The 15,695-nt window shown below is 71.6% G+C and carries 10 protein-coding genes; 4 read left to right on the plus strand and 6 right to left on the minus strand.

Annotation, left to right across the window (positions count from 1 at the left end; genetic code table 11):
• Window positions 1–132 precede the first annotated feature (132 nt).
• From tatA to ACFY5C_RS28640, 3 genes are all read left to right on the plus strand, one after another.
• Entirely contained in the window at window positions 133–429 is a 297-nt protein-coding gene (gene tatA / locus ACFY5C_RS28630) for a Sec-independent protein translocase subunit TatA (RefSeq protein WP_328882761.1), read from the plus strand.
• Window positions 430–476: 47 nt separating this feature from the next.
• Complete coding sequence (gene tatC, locus ACFY5C_RS28635; protein WP_389449133.1) at window positions 477–1,427, plus strand: twin-arginine translocase subunit TatC; 951 nt, start codon at window positions 477–479, stop codon at window positions 1,425–1,427.
• A 116-nt stretch (window positions 1,428–1,543) separates the two neighbouring features.
• Entirely contained in the window at window positions 1,544–4,396 is a 2,853-nt protein-coding gene (locus tag ACFY5C_RS28640) for a DEAD/DEAH box helicase (RefSeq protein WP_389449207.1), read from the plus strand.
• A 106-nt stretch (window positions 4,397–4,502) separates the two neighbouring features.
• On the opposite strand, the gene helR is transcribed toward ACFY5C_RS28640, so the two are convergent.
• The 6 genes from helR to ACFY5C_RS28670 form a co-directional block, all read right to left on the minus strand.
• On the minus strand, window positions 4,503–6,698 hold the full coding sequence (helR, locus tag ACFY5C_RS28645; protein ID WP_389449136.1) for an RNA polymerase recycling motor ATPase HelR: 2,196 nt from the start codon (window positions 6,696–6,698) through the stop codon (window positions 4,503–4,505).
• A 100-nt stretch (window positions 6,699–6,798) separates the two neighbouring features.
• Window positions 6,799–8,001, minus strand: a complete 1,203-nt coding sequence (locus ACFY5C_RS28650; protein WP_389449210.1) for a glycosyltransferase — start codon at window positions 7,999–8,001, stop codon at window positions 6,799–6,801.
• Window positions 8,002–8,145: 144 nt separating this feature from the next.
• The gene (gene atzF / locus ACFY5C_RS28655; protein ID WP_389449139.1) at window positions 8,146–9,825 is read right to left on the minus strand and encodes an allophanate hydrolase; all 1,680 of its coding nucleotides are present in this window, start codon (window positions 9,823–9,825) and stop codon (window positions 8,146–8,148) included.
• A 69-nt stretch (window positions 9,826–9,894) separates the two neighbouring features.
• On the minus strand, window positions 9,895–13,404 hold the full coding sequence (locus tag ACFY5C_RS28660; protein WP_389449142.1) for a 5-oxoprolinase/urea amidolyase family protein: 3,510 nt from the start codon (window positions 13,402–13,404) through the stop codon (window positions 9,895–9,897).
• Window positions 13,401–14,003, minus strand: a complete 603-nt coding sequence (locus ACFY5C_RS28665; RefSeq protein ID WP_389449145.1) for an urea amidolyase associated protein UAAP2 — start codon at window positions 14,001–14,003, stop codon at window positions 13,401–13,403. Before ACFY5C_RS28665 ends, ACFY5C_RS28660 begins: the two co-directional genes overlap by 4 nt.
• Entirely contained in the window at window positions 14,000–14,824 is an 825-nt protein-coding gene (locus ACFY5C_RS28670) for an urea amidolyase associated protein UAAP1 (RefSeq protein ID WP_389449148.1), read from the minus strand. Before ACFY5C_RS28670 ends, ACFY5C_RS28665 begins: the two co-directional genes overlap by 4 nt.
• Window positions 14,825–15,018: 194 nt before the next feature.
• Here ACFY5C_RS28670 and ACFY5C_RS28675 point away from each other — a divergent pair, with 194 nt between their 5' ends.
• On the plus strand, window positions 15,019–15,654 hold the full coding sequence (locus ACFY5C_RS28675; protein WP_389449151.1) for a TetR/AcrR family transcriptional regulator: 636 nt from the start codon (window positions 15,019–15,021) through the stop codon (window positions 15,652–15,654).
• Window positions 15,655–15,695 lie beyond the last annotated feature (41 nt).

The following is a 15,695-nucleotide window of genomic DNA, read 5'->3' on the forward strand; positions in this document are numbered from 1 at the left end:
GGAGTACGCACGGGGATTGCCTGACGTTTACCCCTGAGCGTTACGATCGCTGTCAACGCGATCGTTCGGACACATGTCCGACCGATCGGACAGCACCCCACCCCAGTAGCCTCGGTGAGAAGGTAAAGACTTATGTTCGGAAGGCTCGGAGCCCCCGAGATCATTCTCATCCTCGTCGTCATCATCCTGCTGTTCGGCGCGAAGAAGCTTCCGGACATGGCGCGCTCGCTCGGCAAGTCCGCGCGCATCCTGAAGAGCGAGGCGAAGGCGATGAAGGACGACGGCAGCAAGTCCGCCGCCCCGGCCGACCCGCCGAACAACACCAGCGACGACCAGCAGCCCCCGGCTCAGCGTGTGATCCAGGCCTCTCCCGGCGACGTGACGAGCTCGCGCCCGGTCAACGAGCCCACGGACACGACCAAGCGCTGACGCAGGGCCGGTGACCTCCGGCCCGCCGCACGAGATGGGAACGTGGGTTGCTGAAGTCTGCCCGCAAAGAGGAGAAGGATCCCGAGGGGCGGATGCCCCTCGCGGAGCACCTTCGTGAGCTCCGCAACCGGCTCGCGAAAGCGCTGCTCGCGATCGTCGTCATCACGGTCGTCGCTGCCTTCTTCTATCAGGACATCATCAACTTCTTCACCAAGCCGGTCCTCGAGTCGGTCGGCTGCCCGAAGTCGTTCGAGGAACTGGCCAAGACGTCACGCGACCAGAACCCGTGCGCGCAGATCACGATCAACGGTCTGCTCGCGCCGTTCACGCTGGCCCTGAAGGTGTCCCTGATGGCCGGTGTCGTGCTCGCCGCACCGGTCTGGTTGTACCAGCTGTGGGGCTTCGTCGCCCCCGGCCTCCACAAGCACGAGCGGAAGTACGCCTACGCGTTCGTCGCCACGGGCTTCCCGCTCTTCCTCGCCGGCGCCTTCTTCGCCTACAAGGTGCTGCCCAAGACCGCCACCGTCCTGATCGAGTTCACGCCGTTCGGCGTCGACAACCTGCTGCCGCTGGACGATCTGCTCGACCTCGTCACGCGCATGGTGATCGTCTTCGGTCTCTCCTTCGAGCTGCCCCTGCTGCTGGTGATGCTCAACTTCACCGGCGCCATCACCGGCAAGCGCATGCTCGGCTGGTGGCGCGGCATGATCATGGGCATCACCGTGTTCGCGGCGATCGCGACCCCGAGCACCGACCCGCTGACGATGATGGCCCTCGCCGGACCGATCTGGATCCTGTACTTCGCCGCCGTCTTCGTCTCCCTGATCAACGACCGCCGCAGACGCCGCCGAGAGGCCATGGCCCCCGCCGACGACGAGGCGTCCGACCTCGATCTGACCCCCGAGAGCATCGGCGAGGTCGAGACCGTGTCCGCGAGCCGGGCCCTGCCCGAGCAGGCCACCACCGAGCGGGTCAACGGCTACGACGACGTGACCTGACCGAGCCGGAATTTCGGGAACAGTGCGGCCGGGCGCCTACAGGGCGTGCCCGGCCGCTTCCGCTTCGCAGCCGTGAGCTGCACGGATCGCGGGTTTGCCCGATGGCGATCCGGATAATGATCGTCCTGTTGTCAGTGGCGCCCGGTACGCTCGAAAGCACGATGACAGAGGACCTCTCACCGGCCGAGCGGTACGCGGCAGCGCGTCAGCGTGCTGCCGAGCAGGCCACGGCGCTCGCCTCATTCCGCGAGATGTACGACTTCGGCCTCGACCCCTTCCAGATCGAGGCGTGCCAGGCGCTCGAAGCGGGGAAGGGCGTGCTGGTGGCCGCGCCCACCGGCTCGGGCAAGACGATCGTGGGCGAGTTCGCCGTCCACCTCGCCCTGTTGCAGGGCAGAAAGTGCTTCTACACCACGCCCATCAAGGCGCTGTCGAACCAGAAGTACGCGGACCTGTGCCGCCGTTACGGCGACGGCATGGTCGGTCTGCTCACCGGCGACAACAGCATCAACTCCGAGGCCCCGGTGGTCGTGATGACCACCGAGGTGCTGCGGAACATGCTGTACGCCGGGTCGCAGACCCTCCTCGGCCTCGGCCATGTGGTCATGGACGAGGTGCACTACCTCTCCGACCGCTTCCGCGGGGCCGTATGGGAGGAAGTGATCATCCATCTCCCCGAGTCGGTCACGCTGGTCTCGCTGTCGGCGACCGTGTCCAACGCCGAGGAGTTCGGCGACTGGCTCGACACCGTCCGCGGCGACACCGAGGTGATCGTCTCCGAGCACCGGCCCGTGCCGCTGTTCCAGCACGTGCTCGCCGGGCGGCGGATGTACGACCTGTTCGAGGAGGGCGAGGGCCACAAGAAGGCCGTCAACCCCGACCTCACGCGGCTGGCCCGCATGGAGGCGACCAGACCCTCGTACCAGGACCGCAGACGCGGGCGCGCCATGCGCGAGGCCGACCGGGAGCGGGAGCGCCGGCAGCGGTCCCGGGTGTGGACGCCGGGGCGCCCCGAGGTCATCGAACGCCTCGACGCCGAGGGTCTGCTGCCCGCCATCACCTTCATCTTCAGCCGCGCCGCCTGCGAGGCGGCCGTCCAGCAGTGCCTGCACGCGGGACTCCGGCTGAACGACGAGGAGGCGCGGGACAGGGTGCGCGCCCTCGTGGAGGAACGCACCGCCGCCATCCCGACCGAGGATCTGCACGTCCTCGGCTACTACGAATGGCTGGAAGGCCTGGAGCGCGGCATAGCCGCTCACCACGCGGGCATGCTGCCGACCTTCAAGGAGGTCGTCGAGGAACTGTTCGTGCGCGGGCTGGTGAAGGCCGTGTTCGCCACGGAGACGCTCGCGCTGGGCATCAACATGCCTGCCCGTTCGGTGGTGTTGGAGAAGCTCGTCAAGTGGAACGGCGAGCAGCACGCCGACATCACACCCGGTGAGTACACGCAGCTGACCGGCCGTGCGGGCCGGCGCGGCATCGACGTCGAGGGCCACGCCGTCGTGCTGTGGCAGCGCGGCATGAGCCCCGACCACCTGGCCGGGCTGGCGGGCACCCGCACCTATCCGCTGCGCTCCAGCTTCAAGCCGTCGTACAACATGGCGGTCAACCTCGTCGAGCAGTTCGGCCGGCACCGCTCGCGTGAGCTGCTGGAGACGTCGTTCGCGCAGTTCCAGGCCGACAAGTCGGTCGTCGGGATCTCCCGGCAGGTGCAGCGCAACGAGGAGGGGCTGGAGGGCTACAAGGAGTCCATGACCTGCCACCTCGGGGACTTCGAGGAGTACGCGCGCCTGCGCCGCGAACTGAAGGACCGCGAGAACGAGTTGGCCAAGCAGGGGGCGGCGCAGCGACGCGCGGAGGCCGCGGTCGCACTGGAGAAGCTCAAGCCCGGAGACGTCATCCACGTGCCGACGGGCAAGTACGCCGGCCTCGCGCTGGTGCTGGACCCCGGGCTGCCGGCCGGGCGGTCCAACGGCCACCGCGGCTTCGAGCACCACGACGGCCCGCGCCCGCTGGTCCTCACCTCCGAACGGCAGGTCAAGCGGCTCGCCTCGATGGACTTCCCGGTGCCCGTCGAGGCGTTGGAGCGGATGCGGATCCCGAAGTCCTTCAACCCGCGTTCCCCGCAGTCCCGTCGGGACCTGGCCTCCGCGCTGCGCACGAAGGCCGGGCACATTTCGCCGGAGCGGCAGCGCAAGCGGCGCTCCCAGGCGGCCGACGACCGCGAGATCGAGCGGCTGCGCAAGGCCCTGCGCGCGCACCCCTGCCACGGTTGCAACGACCGTGAGGACCACGCCCGTTGGGCCGAGCGCTACCACCGGCTGCTGCGGGACACCTCGCAGCTGGAACGCCGTATCGAAGGCCGTACGAACACGATCGCGCGGACCTTCGACCGCATCGTCGCGCTGCTGACCGAACTGGACTATCTGCGCGGCGACGAGGTCACCGAGCACGGCAAGCGGCTCGCGCGGCTGTACGGCGAGCTCGACCTGCTGGCCAGCGAATGCGTCCGCGAGCGGGTCTGGGAGGGGCTCAGCCCGCCCGAACTGGCCGCCTGTGTCTCGGCGTTGGTGTTCGAGTCGAGGGCCGCGGACGACGCCATGGCCCCGAAGCTGCCGTCGGGCAAGGCCAAGGCCGCGCTCGGTGAGATGGTCCGGATCTGGGGGCGACTGGACGCCCTGGAGGAGGAGTTCCGGATCACGCAGTCCGAGGGCGTCGGGCAGCGTGAGCCCGACCTCGGCTTTGCCTGGGCCGCGTACATGTGGGCCAGCGGCAAGGGGCTGGACGAGGTGCTGCGTGAGGCTGAGATGCCGGCGGGGGACTTCGTGCGGTGGTGCAAGCAGGTGATCGATGTGCTGGGGCAGATCGCGGCGGCGTCTCCAGCGGAGGGCTCCACGGTGGCCAAGAGTGCGCGTAAGGCTGTGGATGGGCTGCTGCGGGGGGTTGTTGCCTACTCGTCGGTGGGGTGACGTGTCCGTCGGGCGGGCGCGGGTGCGTTGTGGCTGGTCGCGCCCACGCGGCGGGGCCGCATAAGGATGCGGCCCCGCGCCCCTGGGCGAGTGCACTCGGCGCCGGTCATGAGGGGCTGGTGAGGATCACCAGCTGCTGGGTTGCTCGGGTCATTGCCACGTAGCGGTCCACCGCTCCTTCGATCCCGTCGCCGAACTCGTCCGGGTCGACCAGCACGACCAGGTCGAACTCCAGACCCTTCGACAGTTCCGGTGTCAATGAGCGGACGCGGTCCGTAGGGGCGAACGCGGGGGAGCCGATGACGCAGGCTGTGCCTTCGGCATGCTCGGTGAGCCAGTTGTCCAGGATCGAGCCGAGGTCCGACAGGGATCCGTGTGTGACGGGAACCCCACCGCTGCGGATGGACGTCGGCACATTGGCGTCCGGGAGCGCCGCCCGGATGACCGGCTCCGCCTCCGTCATGATCTCTTCCGGAGTCCGGTAGTTGAGGCTCAGGGAAGCCAGGTCGATCCGGTCGAGCCCGATGCGCTTGAGCCGTTCCTGCCACGACTCCGTGAAGCCCTGCCTGGCCTGGGCGCGGTCACCCACGATGGTGAAGCTCCGGGACGGGCAGCGCAGCAGCAGCATCTGCCACTCCGCGTCGGTGAGTTCCTGGGCCTCGTCCACGACGACGTGTGCGAACGGGCCGGCGAGCAGGTCCGGGTCGGCCGTCAGGACCTCGGACTCGTCGACGAGGCTGACCTGGGCGTCCTCGCCGCGCAGCATCGTCACCAGGCCAATGCCGTCGTCGCCGTCGGCACCGGAGTTGGCCACGGCCTCGATCAGGTTGTCGACCACCTGGGTCATGCGCTCGCGCTGGGCCGCGATGACGGCCGCGTGCCGGCGCTTGCTCCGTGCCGCCTCCGGGTCCCCGAGCCGCTGCCGTGCCGCGTCCAGGAACGGCAGGTCGGACACCGTCCAGGCCTGGGCGTCCGCGCGCTGCAGCTTGTGCACCTCGTCGCGGCTGAGCCAGGGAGCACACAGCCGCAGGTAGGCGGGGACGGACCACAGGTCGGAGACGAGGTCGGCCGCTTCGAGCAGGGGCCAGGCGCGGTTGAAGGCCGTGAGCAGTTCCCTGTTCCGCCTCAGCGACCTGCGGACCAGGTCCGGCGAGACGGCTGCGTCGTCACCGGAGGCGTCGCCCTCGTGCTTGTCCACCAGGATCGTGAGCAGTTCCTCCCAGACCTGCTCGCGCGCCTCGTTGTGCGGAGTACCCGGCTCCGCCGCCTCGAACGCCACGGCCCAGTCGGTGGCGCTCAGCCAGATGTCGGACCAGTGGGTCGTGACCGTCATGCCCTCCGTGGGCGGCTCCTCGTAGAACCTGACGCCCTTCTCGAGCGCCTTCACCAGGTCTGCGGACGACTTCAGACGGGCCACCTCCGGGTCGGCCTCGACGGTTGCCGTGGCTCCCTCGGCGACGAGGTCACGCAGGATGCAGGTCTGCACGCCCTCCTCACCGAGGCTGGGAAGGACGTCGGAGACGTAGTCCAGGTACGGCCGGTGCGGACCGACGAACAGCACGCCGCCCCGGCGGTGCCCGAGCCGGGGGTCGGAGTACAGGAGGTAGGCGGAGCGGTGCAGGGCGACGACGGTCTTCCCCGTACCGGGGCCGCCGTCGACGACGAGGGCGCCGCGCGACCCCGCGCGGATGATGGCGTCCTGGTCGGCCTGGATGGTGCCGAGCACGTCCCGCATCCGCGGCGACCGGTCGCTGCCCAGGCTGGCGATGAAGGCGGACTGGTCGTCGAGCGAGGCATGGTGACCGGCGAACCCGTCCGGGGTGAACACCTCGTCCCAGTAGTCGCTGATCCGGCCGCGGGTCCAGCGGTACCTGCGGCGGCTCGCCAGGCCCATCGGGTCGGCGTGGGTGGCTCCGAAGAACGGCTCGGCCGCGGGGGAGCGCCAGTCGAGCAGCAGGCGCCGGCCCGTGCTGTCGGTCAGGCCGAGCCGCCCCACGTACACGGGCTCGGAGTCGTCCGCGCCGACCATGTGCCCGAGGCACAGGTCCAGGCCGAAACGGTGCAGGGTGCGCAGGCGGGCGGTCAGCCGGTGGATCTCCGTGTCCCGGTCCATGGCGTCCCGGCCCATGCCGCCGGGTGCCCTGCGCGCGGCGTCGAGGCGGTCGGTCAGCTCGGCGATCGTCTCCTCGAGGCAGCGCGCGATGGCCGCGAAGTGCTGCTCGTCGGCTGCGATCAGCTTCGGGTCGGCCTTGGGGGAGAGACGGTCGGGAAGGTCGAACGCGCGGGTGGTCAGGTATGTCATGGCAGTTGCTCCGAATGTGCGGTCGATGGCGACCATCGCGCGGCGAAAGGCGGCGCCTGGGAAGAACACGCGTGGTTCACGCGGACGCGGGCGGCCAGGGTCAGCCGGCCATGTCGAGCAGCAGCTTCGCGGCCACGGCCGCCCCGTCGGTACGCATCGTCGCCGCCACGGCGGCCGCACGGGCGCGGGTCTCGGGGTTCAGGGCCGCGTCGAGCGAGGCCGACAGGGAATCGAAGGTCGGTGTCGGACCGTCGTGTGCCGCGCCGATGCCCAGGTCGGCCACGCGGCCGGCCCAGTACGGCTGGTCGGCCAGCTGGGGCACCACGACCTGGGGCGCACCGGCTCGGGCGGCCGTGGACGTCGTACCCGCACCGCCGTGGTGCATGACGGCGGCCACCCGGTGGAAGAGCGCCTGGTGGTTGGCCTCGCCCACGGCGAAGCAGTCGTCCTGGTCGTCGATCAGGGCGAGATCGGCCCAGCCACGGGAGACGAGGACGCGGCGGCCCTGCGCGCGAACCGCGTCGATGGCCACCTGGGCGGCGTCCGCCGCGGCATGCATGGGCATGCTGCCGAAGCCCACGTACACCGGCGCGGTACCGGCGTCCAGGAACGCCACCAGATCGGCCGGCAGCGGACGGTCGTCGGGGAGGACCCACGCACCGGTCTGGACGACGTCGAGGCCCGGCATTTCGTGCAACGGGTCCAGGACCGGGTCCGTGGCCACCCACGGGCTGTCGCCGAAGACGTGGTCGCGGACGTCGTCCACCGGCGGCAGGCCGTTCGACGCCCGGTTCGTGTTGAGCGCCTCAGCGAACAGCTCGTTGATGCTCTGCGCGTCCAGGTCCCACAGAGCCCGGTTGTCGGTCACCTCCGGCGGGAACGGCCGGCCCCGGTAGGCCAGCGGCCGGCGGTGCGGCGACGGCAGGGTGAGCTGCTGGAAGGTCACGGACACCGACGGGATACCGAGCTTCTCGGCCACCGACCGCGCGCCGGCCGCGGCCGGCATCATGCCGGTCGCCATCAGCAGATCGCAGCCCTCGGCCGCCGCGGCGACCGCCTCGAACTGGGCGGCGATCACCTGGGCCGCACGCTCGGGCATCGACGGCGGTGGCACCGCCTGCGTCAGCTCACGGGCCGACGGTCCGACCGGCACCATCGATACACCGACCTCGGCCAACCGCCGCGCGAAGTCCTCGTCCGGCGGCGCGCACACCCGCACCTCTGCGCCGAGTTCCCGCAGGGGCACCGTGAGTGCCGCGAGGGGTTCGACATCTCCGCGCGACCCATAGGTCGACAACAACACACGCACTACGTGACTCCCCGTTTCCGCAGGTCTTGGCCTTAGGCCGGAGATTCTGCGGCAAGAGGGGGGCCTTGCCGCAAGCCCCCCAATGCGTTATAAGTTAATAGTGGCAAGGAGAGCGTGACGTCCTTGCCCTTCGTGTTTTCAGGCGCGGCCGCTCCCGAGATACGCCCGCCAGCCACCGTACGACGTGATGTCCTCGGCGTCCGCCAGGGCCGCGGGCTCGCACACGAACCCCGTGACGTGGCTGCCGTCCGCCAGTTCCACCCGCCCCAGGGCCATCGGCCGGGGCAACTCGGCGAGGAGCCGGCCGAGCCCCGCCGCCGGGAGCCGCCACACCTCCGCCTCGATCGCCGCTCCTCCCTCGCCGGCGCCGACGCCCTGACCGACATGGACCAGGCCCGGCTTGGGCGGGGAGGTGGGCAGTGCGTGCAGCCGGTAGACGGGGGCCGTGGCGATCGTACGGTCGAAACGGGCGCCCAGGGCGAGGAGCTGTGGGTTGAGGGGCTGGCCCGTGAGGTGCGCCCCGACCACCGCGACGCGGACCTCCGGCTCAAGCAGGCCGGCGATCCGGGCCAGCCGCTCGTCCGTGAACGCGGGGCCGATCAGCATCACGCCGAAGGGCAGGCCGTTCACCTCACCGGCCGGGACGGCGACGGCCGCCAGATCGAACAGGTTCGTGGAGTTGGTGAAGCGGCCCAGCCGGGCGTTGGCGCCGAGCGGGTCCGCGGCCACCTCGGCGAGGGTCGGGTGGCCCGGCGCGGTGGGGAGCAACAGGGCGTCCGCGTCCGCGAGTTCGGCCTCGGCGCGTGCACGCAGGGCGGCGAGCCGGTCCTGGTCGGCGAACAGGCGGTGGGCCGGGATGCCGCGGGCACGGGTGATGATGCCGGCGACGGTGGGATCGAGGGCCGCGTCACCCTCGGCCACCGCCTTGTCGACAAAGCTCCCCACGGCCGTGTAGCGCTCGGCGACGAAGGCGCCCTCGTACAGCATCGCGGCGGCCTCGGTGAAGGGGGTGAGGTCGACAGGGCGGATGTCGACGCCCGCGGCGGCGAGCTGCCGTACGGCCGCCTCGTAGGCCTCGGCCCAGCCCTCGTCCAGTTCGCCGAGCCGGTGTGTCGGCGGGACCGCGATGCGCCAGGGTCCCGGCGACCGCCCAGGGAGTGCGGGCAGGGCGCGGGCAGGCGTGGACGCCATGAACGACAGTGCCTGCTCGGCTTCCGGGAGTGTGCGCGCGAACACCGTCACGCAGTCGATCGACGCGCAGGCGGGGACGACGCCCGTCGTCGGCACCAGTCCCCGGGTGGGCTTGAGGCCGACGATGCCGTTGAAGGCGGCCGGGACCCGGCCCGAGCCGGCCGTGTCCGTGCCGAGCGCGAAGTCGACGATCCCGAGTGCCACCGCGACGGCCGAGCCGGAGCTGGAGCCGCCACTGATCCTGGCCGGGTCATGGGCGCACCGGACCGCGCCGTAGGGGGAGCGGGTGCCGACCAGGCCCGTCGCGAACTGGTCGAGGTTGGTGGTGCCGAGCACGATCGCACCGGCCGCGCGCAGCCGGGCGACGACGGGCGCGTCGGCTGCGGGGACGTAGGCGTACGAAGGGCAGCCCGCCGTCGTCGGGAGACCGGCGACGTCGATGTTGCCCTTGGCGGCGAACAGCCGCCCCGCGAGCGGAAGTCGTTCCCCGCCGCGCACCCGCTCGTCGATCAGCCACGCCTGCGCCTCCACCTCCTCCTGCGGGCGCAGGCCGATCCAGATCTCGGGGCGGCCCGTGGCCTCGATACGGGCGTAGGCGGCGCGGACGCGGGAGACGGTGGTGGACATGTGGTGCTCCTCGACTTTCGACTCACCTGTCTGCGAGCTCGGTTGACGGGCCGACCGGGCCGGGCCGTTTCATCGGGTGGGCGCGAGGACCACCAGAGCCGTTCCCGCCTCCACCTGGTCCCCGGGCCCGGCCAGGATCTCGGCGACCACGCCGGCGACCGGCGCGTGCACCCTGGACTCCATCTTCATCGCCTCCAGGGCGAGCAGCTGCTGCCCGGCCGTCACCTCGTCACCGGGCCGGACGTTCACCTGCCAGACGGACGCGGCGAATTCGGCCTCCACGAGCCGGCCGCCGGCCGGGACGTCCACCTCGGCCGAGGGTGCGACGGGCGCCACGGCCGCCTCCGCCCGCGTGAACTCGCCGGCCGCCTCCCACGCGTCCCGCTCCGCCGCGAAGGCCGTCTGCTGGCGGGCCCTGAACTGCGCGATCGACTCGGCGTGCTCGTCCAGGAAGGCCCGGTACCCGGCGAGCGAGAACGTGCCCTCCTCGATGCGCGGCACGAACCGCCCGGACGTGAGGTCCGCCCGCAGCTCCAGAAGTTCCTCGGCGCCCACCGGGTACCACCTGATCCGGTCGAAGAACCGCAGCAGCCAGGGCGACCCCGGCTCGAACGCACCGCGTTGCTGCCACCCCGACCACACCTGTGTCGTGCGGCCCACGAACTGGTAGCCGCCGGGCCCCTCCATGCCGTAGACGCACAGGTACGCCCCGCCGATCCCGACCGAGTTCTCCGCCGTCCAGGTGCGTGCCGGGTTGTACTTGGTGGTCACCAGACGGTGGCGGGGGTCCAGCGGGGTCGCCACCGGGGCGCCCAGGTACACGTCGCCCAGCCCCAGGACCAGGTACTCCGCCTCGAAGACCGTGCGGTACACGTCCTCGACCGACGCCAGGCCGTTGACGCGGCGGATGAACTCGATGTTCCACGGGCACCAGGGCGCGTCGTCGCGCACTCCCGCCATATAGCGGGCGATCGCCTCGCGGGTGGCCGGGTCGTCCCAGGACAGGGGGAGATGGACGGTGCGGGAGGGGACCACGAGTTCGTCCGTGGGCGGCAGGGAGGAGACCATCTCCCGCACCTCGGCGAGGAGTTCGTGCTGGGGCAGCCGGGCCGGATCCGTGCGGATCTGGAGGGAGCGGATGCCCGGGGTCAGGTCGGCGATGCCGTCCCGGCCCGCCCCGGCCACCGTCTCCATCAGCGCGTGGACGCGCATGCGCAGGGCCAGGTCCAGCTGCATCGGCCCGAACTCGACCAGCAGATTGTCGTCACCGCTGCGGCGGTACGTCACATCGCCGTCGCGGGCGAGGACGCCGCCGTCCACGAGGGCCGGGCGGGGCGCGCCGGCCACGTCCACCGGCAGGAAGCGCACGGTGTCACCCGGGCGCAGCTGCCCCAGCTTCCAGCGCTCGGCGCTGATCACGGTCGCCGGGCACACGAACCCGCCCAGCGACGGGCCGTCCGGGCCGAGCAGCACCGGCATGTCGCCGGTGTAGTCGACGGCGCCGACGGAGTACGGCGTGTCATGGATGTTGGACGGGTGCAGGCCCGCCTCGCCGCCGTCGGTGCGCGCCCAGCGCGGCCTCGGGCCGACGAGCCGTATGCCGGTCCGCGCGGAGTTGAAGTGCACCTTCCAGTCGGCGGCGTAGAAGTCGCGGACGTCGTCCTCGGTGAAGAACTCCGGCGCGGCGTGCGGTCCTTCGACGGCGGCCACCTGCCACACGGCGCCGAAGGACGGGCGGTCCGGCACAGGGACCGGGGTTCCCTCGGTGACCGCCCCGCCGTGCAGTACGTCGCCCGTCCGCAGCGTGCGCCCGCCGTGGCCGCCGAAGCGCCCGAGCGTGAAGGTGCTCGCGCTGCCCAGGAACGCGGGGACGTCGAGACCGCCCGCGACGAGGACGTACGTCCGCAGACCGTGCTCGGCCGGCGCTGCGACCTCCAGTACGGCTCCCGCCGGCACCGTCACCGGCTCCCACTGCACTGCCGCCGTACCGTCGACGGTGACCGCGGCCGGGGCACCCGTCACGCACACGGTGGTGGCGTGCGTGAACCTCAACGCCGGCCCCTGGAGCGTGCATTCGAGTCCCGCGGCGCCCTCGGGGTTGCCCAGCGCCCGGTTGCCGAGCCGGAAGGACAGGTCGTCCATCGGGCCGCTGGGCGGCACGCCGACCTGCCAGTGGCCGGTGCGGCCCGGCCAGTCCTGCACGGTGGTGAGGGTGCCGCCGGTGACCACCTCGATGCGGGGCGTCGGGTCGGTGACGGTCGCGAGGGTCGCCGTCGAGTGGGTGGCTTCGCGAAAACGGCGGTCGGCGAGCGCCGCGCGCAGCAGGCCGAGGTTCGTCTCGATGCCGTCGACCCGGGTGCGGGACAGCGCTTCGTCCAGCCTGCGCACCGCGTGTGGGCGGTCGGGGCCGTACGCGATGATCTTCGCGAGCAGCGGGTCGTACGACGTCGTCACCTCGGTGCCCGTCTCGACCCAGCCGTCGACCCGCACTCCGCGCGGGAACTCGACCCGGGTCAACAGGCCCGCGCCGGGCCGGTGATCGCGCGCCGGGTCCTCGGCGTAGAGGCGGGCCTCGACGGCGTGGCCGCGCGGGGTGCCCGGGTCACGGACGACGTCGCGCTCGCCGCGCGCCAGGCGCAGCATCCAGGCGACCAGGTCGACGCCGTAGATCTCCTCCGTGACGGGGTGCTCCACCTGGAGGCGGGTGTTGACCTCCAGGAAGTACGCCTCCTCGCGGGCGGCGTCGTACACGAACTCGACGGTTCCGGCGGAGCGGTATCCCACCGAGGCGCACAAGTCGCGGGCGGAGGCGGCCAGTTGCTCGCGCATGCGGGCCGGCAGCCCGGGCGCAGGTGCCTCCTCCACCACCTTCTGGTTGCGGCGCTGCAGCGTGCAGTCCCGGTCGCCGAAGGTCACCACCGCGCCCTCGCCGTCGCCGAAGACCTGGACCTCGATGTGGCGGGCGCGCTCGACGAGTCGTTCCAGGAAGACACCGGCCGAGGAGAAGGAGGTCGCGGCGGCTCGCTGGACGCGCTCCCAGGAATCGGTCAGTTCGTCGGCGGAGCGACATGCCGACATGCCGATTCCGCCACCGCCGCCGGTTGCCTTGAGCATGACGGGATAGCCGATGATCTGGGCCTCTTCGAGTGCCTCGGCGAGCGACCCGAGCAGTCCCGTGCCCGGTGCCAGCGGTACGCCCGCCGCCGCGGCCGCCGCCCGCGCCGTGTGCTTGGCGCCGAACAGCTCCAGCTGCTCGGGCGTCGGGCCGACGAACACGATCCCGGCGTCCTCGCAGCGCCGGGCGAACCCCGCGTCCTCCGACAGGAAGCCGTACCCGGGGTGGATCGCCCCGGCGCCGCTGTCCTTGGCCGCCTTCAGGATCAGGTCGGCGTCGAGGTACGACTCCTTCGCGGGCGCGGGGCCGAGCCGTACGGCCCGGTCGGCGAGCCGGACGTGGGGCGCGGACCGGTCGGCGTCGGAGTACACCGCCACTGTCCTGAGGCCCAGTTCGTGTGCCGTGCGGATGATCCGGACCGCTATTTCGCCCCGGTTGGCCACGAGCAGCGTGTCGAAGCTCATGCGCTGCCCGCCTCGGTGACCGTCATCTGCACGGGCGTCGGCTCGAATCCGTTGCAGGGGTTGTTGATCTGGGGGCAGTTGGAGACCAGAACCAGGACATCGCACTCGGCGCGCAGGGTCAGGGAGAGGCCGGGTGCGGAGATGCCGTCGACGATGCCGAGGGTGCCGTCCTTGTCGACCGGCACGTTCATGTACCAGTTGATGTTGGAGACGAGGTCGCGCTTGCCCAGGCCGTACTGGGCGCCCTCGGCGAGGAAGTTGTCCACACACGCGTGCTGCGACCAGGTGTGGTGACCGTACCGGAGCGTGTTCGATTCCTTGGAGCAGGCGCCGCCGACCGTGTCGTGGCGGCCGACGTCGTCCGCGACCACCGTCATCAGCGGGGTGTGCTCGTTCGACATCAGCACACTGCCCGTGGTCAGGAAGATGCTGCCCTGGGCGTGGATGGTGTCGGGGGCGCTGTAGCGGACCGAGGTGTCGTGGGCGTCGTGGACGAGGAAGTCGACGGCCTGGTTGCCGTGCAGGTCGGTGACGGTGAGCGTCTCGCCCGCGCGGACGACGTGCGACCAGGCGGCGCGGGCGGGAACGACGGCCTTCATGCGAGTCCCCTCGCGGCGAGGAACTCGGCGGTGTTGAGGAAGGCGCGGCGGCCCTCGGGCGTGGCGTCCCACAAGGGGTCGCCGGGCGCCGTCGCCCCGGCCCGCCAGGCGAGGACCTCCAGCGGGGTGCTGACGTACTCGGCGCGGGGGTCGACCGGATGCGGCACGTTGGCGATCAGCACGGTCACGTCCTGCTCGGCGCGCAGGGTCACGCTCGCCCCGGGTCCGGCCGAGCCGGTGAAGTCCAGGGTGCCGTCCTCGCGGACCTCCACGCCCTGGAAGAAGGACAGCGAGGGCGGCAGATCCCGGGGCTCCAGGCCGTTCTTCGCGGCGGCCAGCTTGAACAGTTCGCGGCCCGCGGGGGAGGGGGACTGCGGGGTGCCGTCGCCGTACCGCGCGGTGTTGCGTACGAGTGTGGAGGTGCCGCACAGGGCGTCGTGCCGGCCGGAGGTGTCGGCGACGACGGAGGCGAGGACGCGGCCCTGGTCGGAGAGCAGCAGGCGGCCCTCGCCGAGGTAGGCGTTCCACTGCACCTTCACCGTGTCGGCGACGTTCAGCCGCTCCCAGGCGCGGTCGGCCGCATACAGCAGCAGATGCGCGCAGGCGTCACCGCGCAGGTCGGTCAGCCGCAGTTCCGTGCCGCGGGCGAGCACCCGGTGCGTGTAGTTGCCGCCCGCCACCGTCTCGGCCCACACCAGGTGCCCCGCCTCGCACGGCGGGTCCGGCCAGTCGGCGGCCGGGACGACGGGCATCGCCTCGGCGCGGGCCCCTTCCTGGGCACGGGCATGGTCACGGGCTCCGTACGTGGTCGCTGTCGCCATTCGCGGGACCTCCGGCTCGGGAGTGGGCCTGCGGGATCATTTCTGTCGCGCGACAGAAATTAGGAGCCGGGCGGGTCACCGGCATTGCCCGGGTGTTGCCGGTCGGTTACCGAGCCCTCACCGAGATCGCCCGGCGGGCGTCCGCGGTCCGCCGGAAGATCTCCTGGGCGGGGCCGTGTGCGAGGATCGAACGCATGGGAACAGCTGGTGGACCGGCAGGTCGCCGGGTCGGCAGGCCGCGGGCCGCGCAGCGGCCGGACAGCGGCCTCTCGCCGCGCGACGAACTGCTCGCCGCCGCAGCCGAGTTGTTCACCACCCGGGGCTACGCCGCCACTACCACCCGCGCCGTCGCCGAGCGGGCGGGCATGCGGCAGGCGTCCATGTACCACTACGTCTCCGGCAAGGAGGAGCTCCTCGCCGAGCTCCTGGAATCCACGGTCACGCCCTCGCTCGCGTACGCCCGTGAGCTCCTCGCCGACGACTCCGCTCCGGCCGAGGACCGGTTGTGGGAACTGTGCCGCACGGACGTGGAACTGTTGTGCGGCGGGCCGCACAACCTCGGCGGGCTCTACCTGCTGCCCGAGGTGCGCGCCGAACGGTTCGCCGGCTTTCACGCCGTGCGCGCCGAACTCAAGGACGCCTACCGCCAGTTGCTCGCCGGCACGGCCGCCGGCGGCGCACTCGCCAAGAGCGAGCTGGAGCTGCGTACGGATCTGCTGTTCGGTCTGATCGAGGGCGTCATCCTCGTCCGCCGGTCCGATCCGGAGCGCCCGGTGTCGGTGTTCGCCGAGGCCACGGCCGACGCGGCGCTGCGCATCGCCGGGATCTGAACCAGTCGCCGACCGGGACCGGAACCCGGGCTTCACCCGTC

The sequence above is a fragment of the Streptomyces sp. NPDC012935 genome (genome assembly GCF_042900345.1).
Taxonomy (GTDB): domain Bacteria; phylum Actinomycetota; class Actinomycetes; order Streptomycetales; family Streptomycetaceae; genus Streptomyces.

Excerpts from the sequence above, each read along its gene's own strand:
- helR (WP_389449136.1), bottom strand. The coding sequence starts at position 6,698 with ATGACATACCTGACCACCCGCGCGTTCGACCTTCCCGACCGTCTCTCC.
- atzF (WP_389449139.1), bottom strand. The coding sequence starts at position 9,825 with ATGTCCACCACCGTCTCCCGCGTCCGCGCCGCCTACGCCCGTATCGAG.
- tatA (WP_328882761.1), top strand. The coding sequence starts at position 133 with ATGTTCGGAAGGCTCGGAGCCCCCGAGATCATTCTCATCCTCGTCGTC.
- ACFY5C_RS28665 (WP_389449145.1), bottom strand. The coding sequence starts at position 14,003 with ATGAAGGCCGTCGTTCCCGCCCGCGCCGCCTGGTCGCACGTCGTCCGC.
- ACFY5C_RS28675 (WP_389449151.1), top strand. The coding sequence starts at position 15,019 with ATGGGAACAGCTGGTGGACCGGCAGGTCGCCGGGTCGGCAGGCCGCGG.
- ACFY5C_RS28640 (WP_389449207.1), top strand. The coding sequence starts at position 1,544 with ATGATCGTCCTGTTGTCAGTGGCGCCCGGTACGCTCGAAAGCACGATG.
- ACFY5C_RS28670 (WP_389449148.1), bottom strand. The coding sequence starts at position 14,824 with ATGGCGACAGCGACCACGTACGGAGCCCGTGACCATGCCCGTGCCCAG.
- ACFY5C_RS28660 (WP_389449142.1), bottom strand. The coding sequence starts at position 13,404 with ATGAGCTTCGACACGCTGCTCGTGGCCAACCGGGGCGAAATAGCGGTC.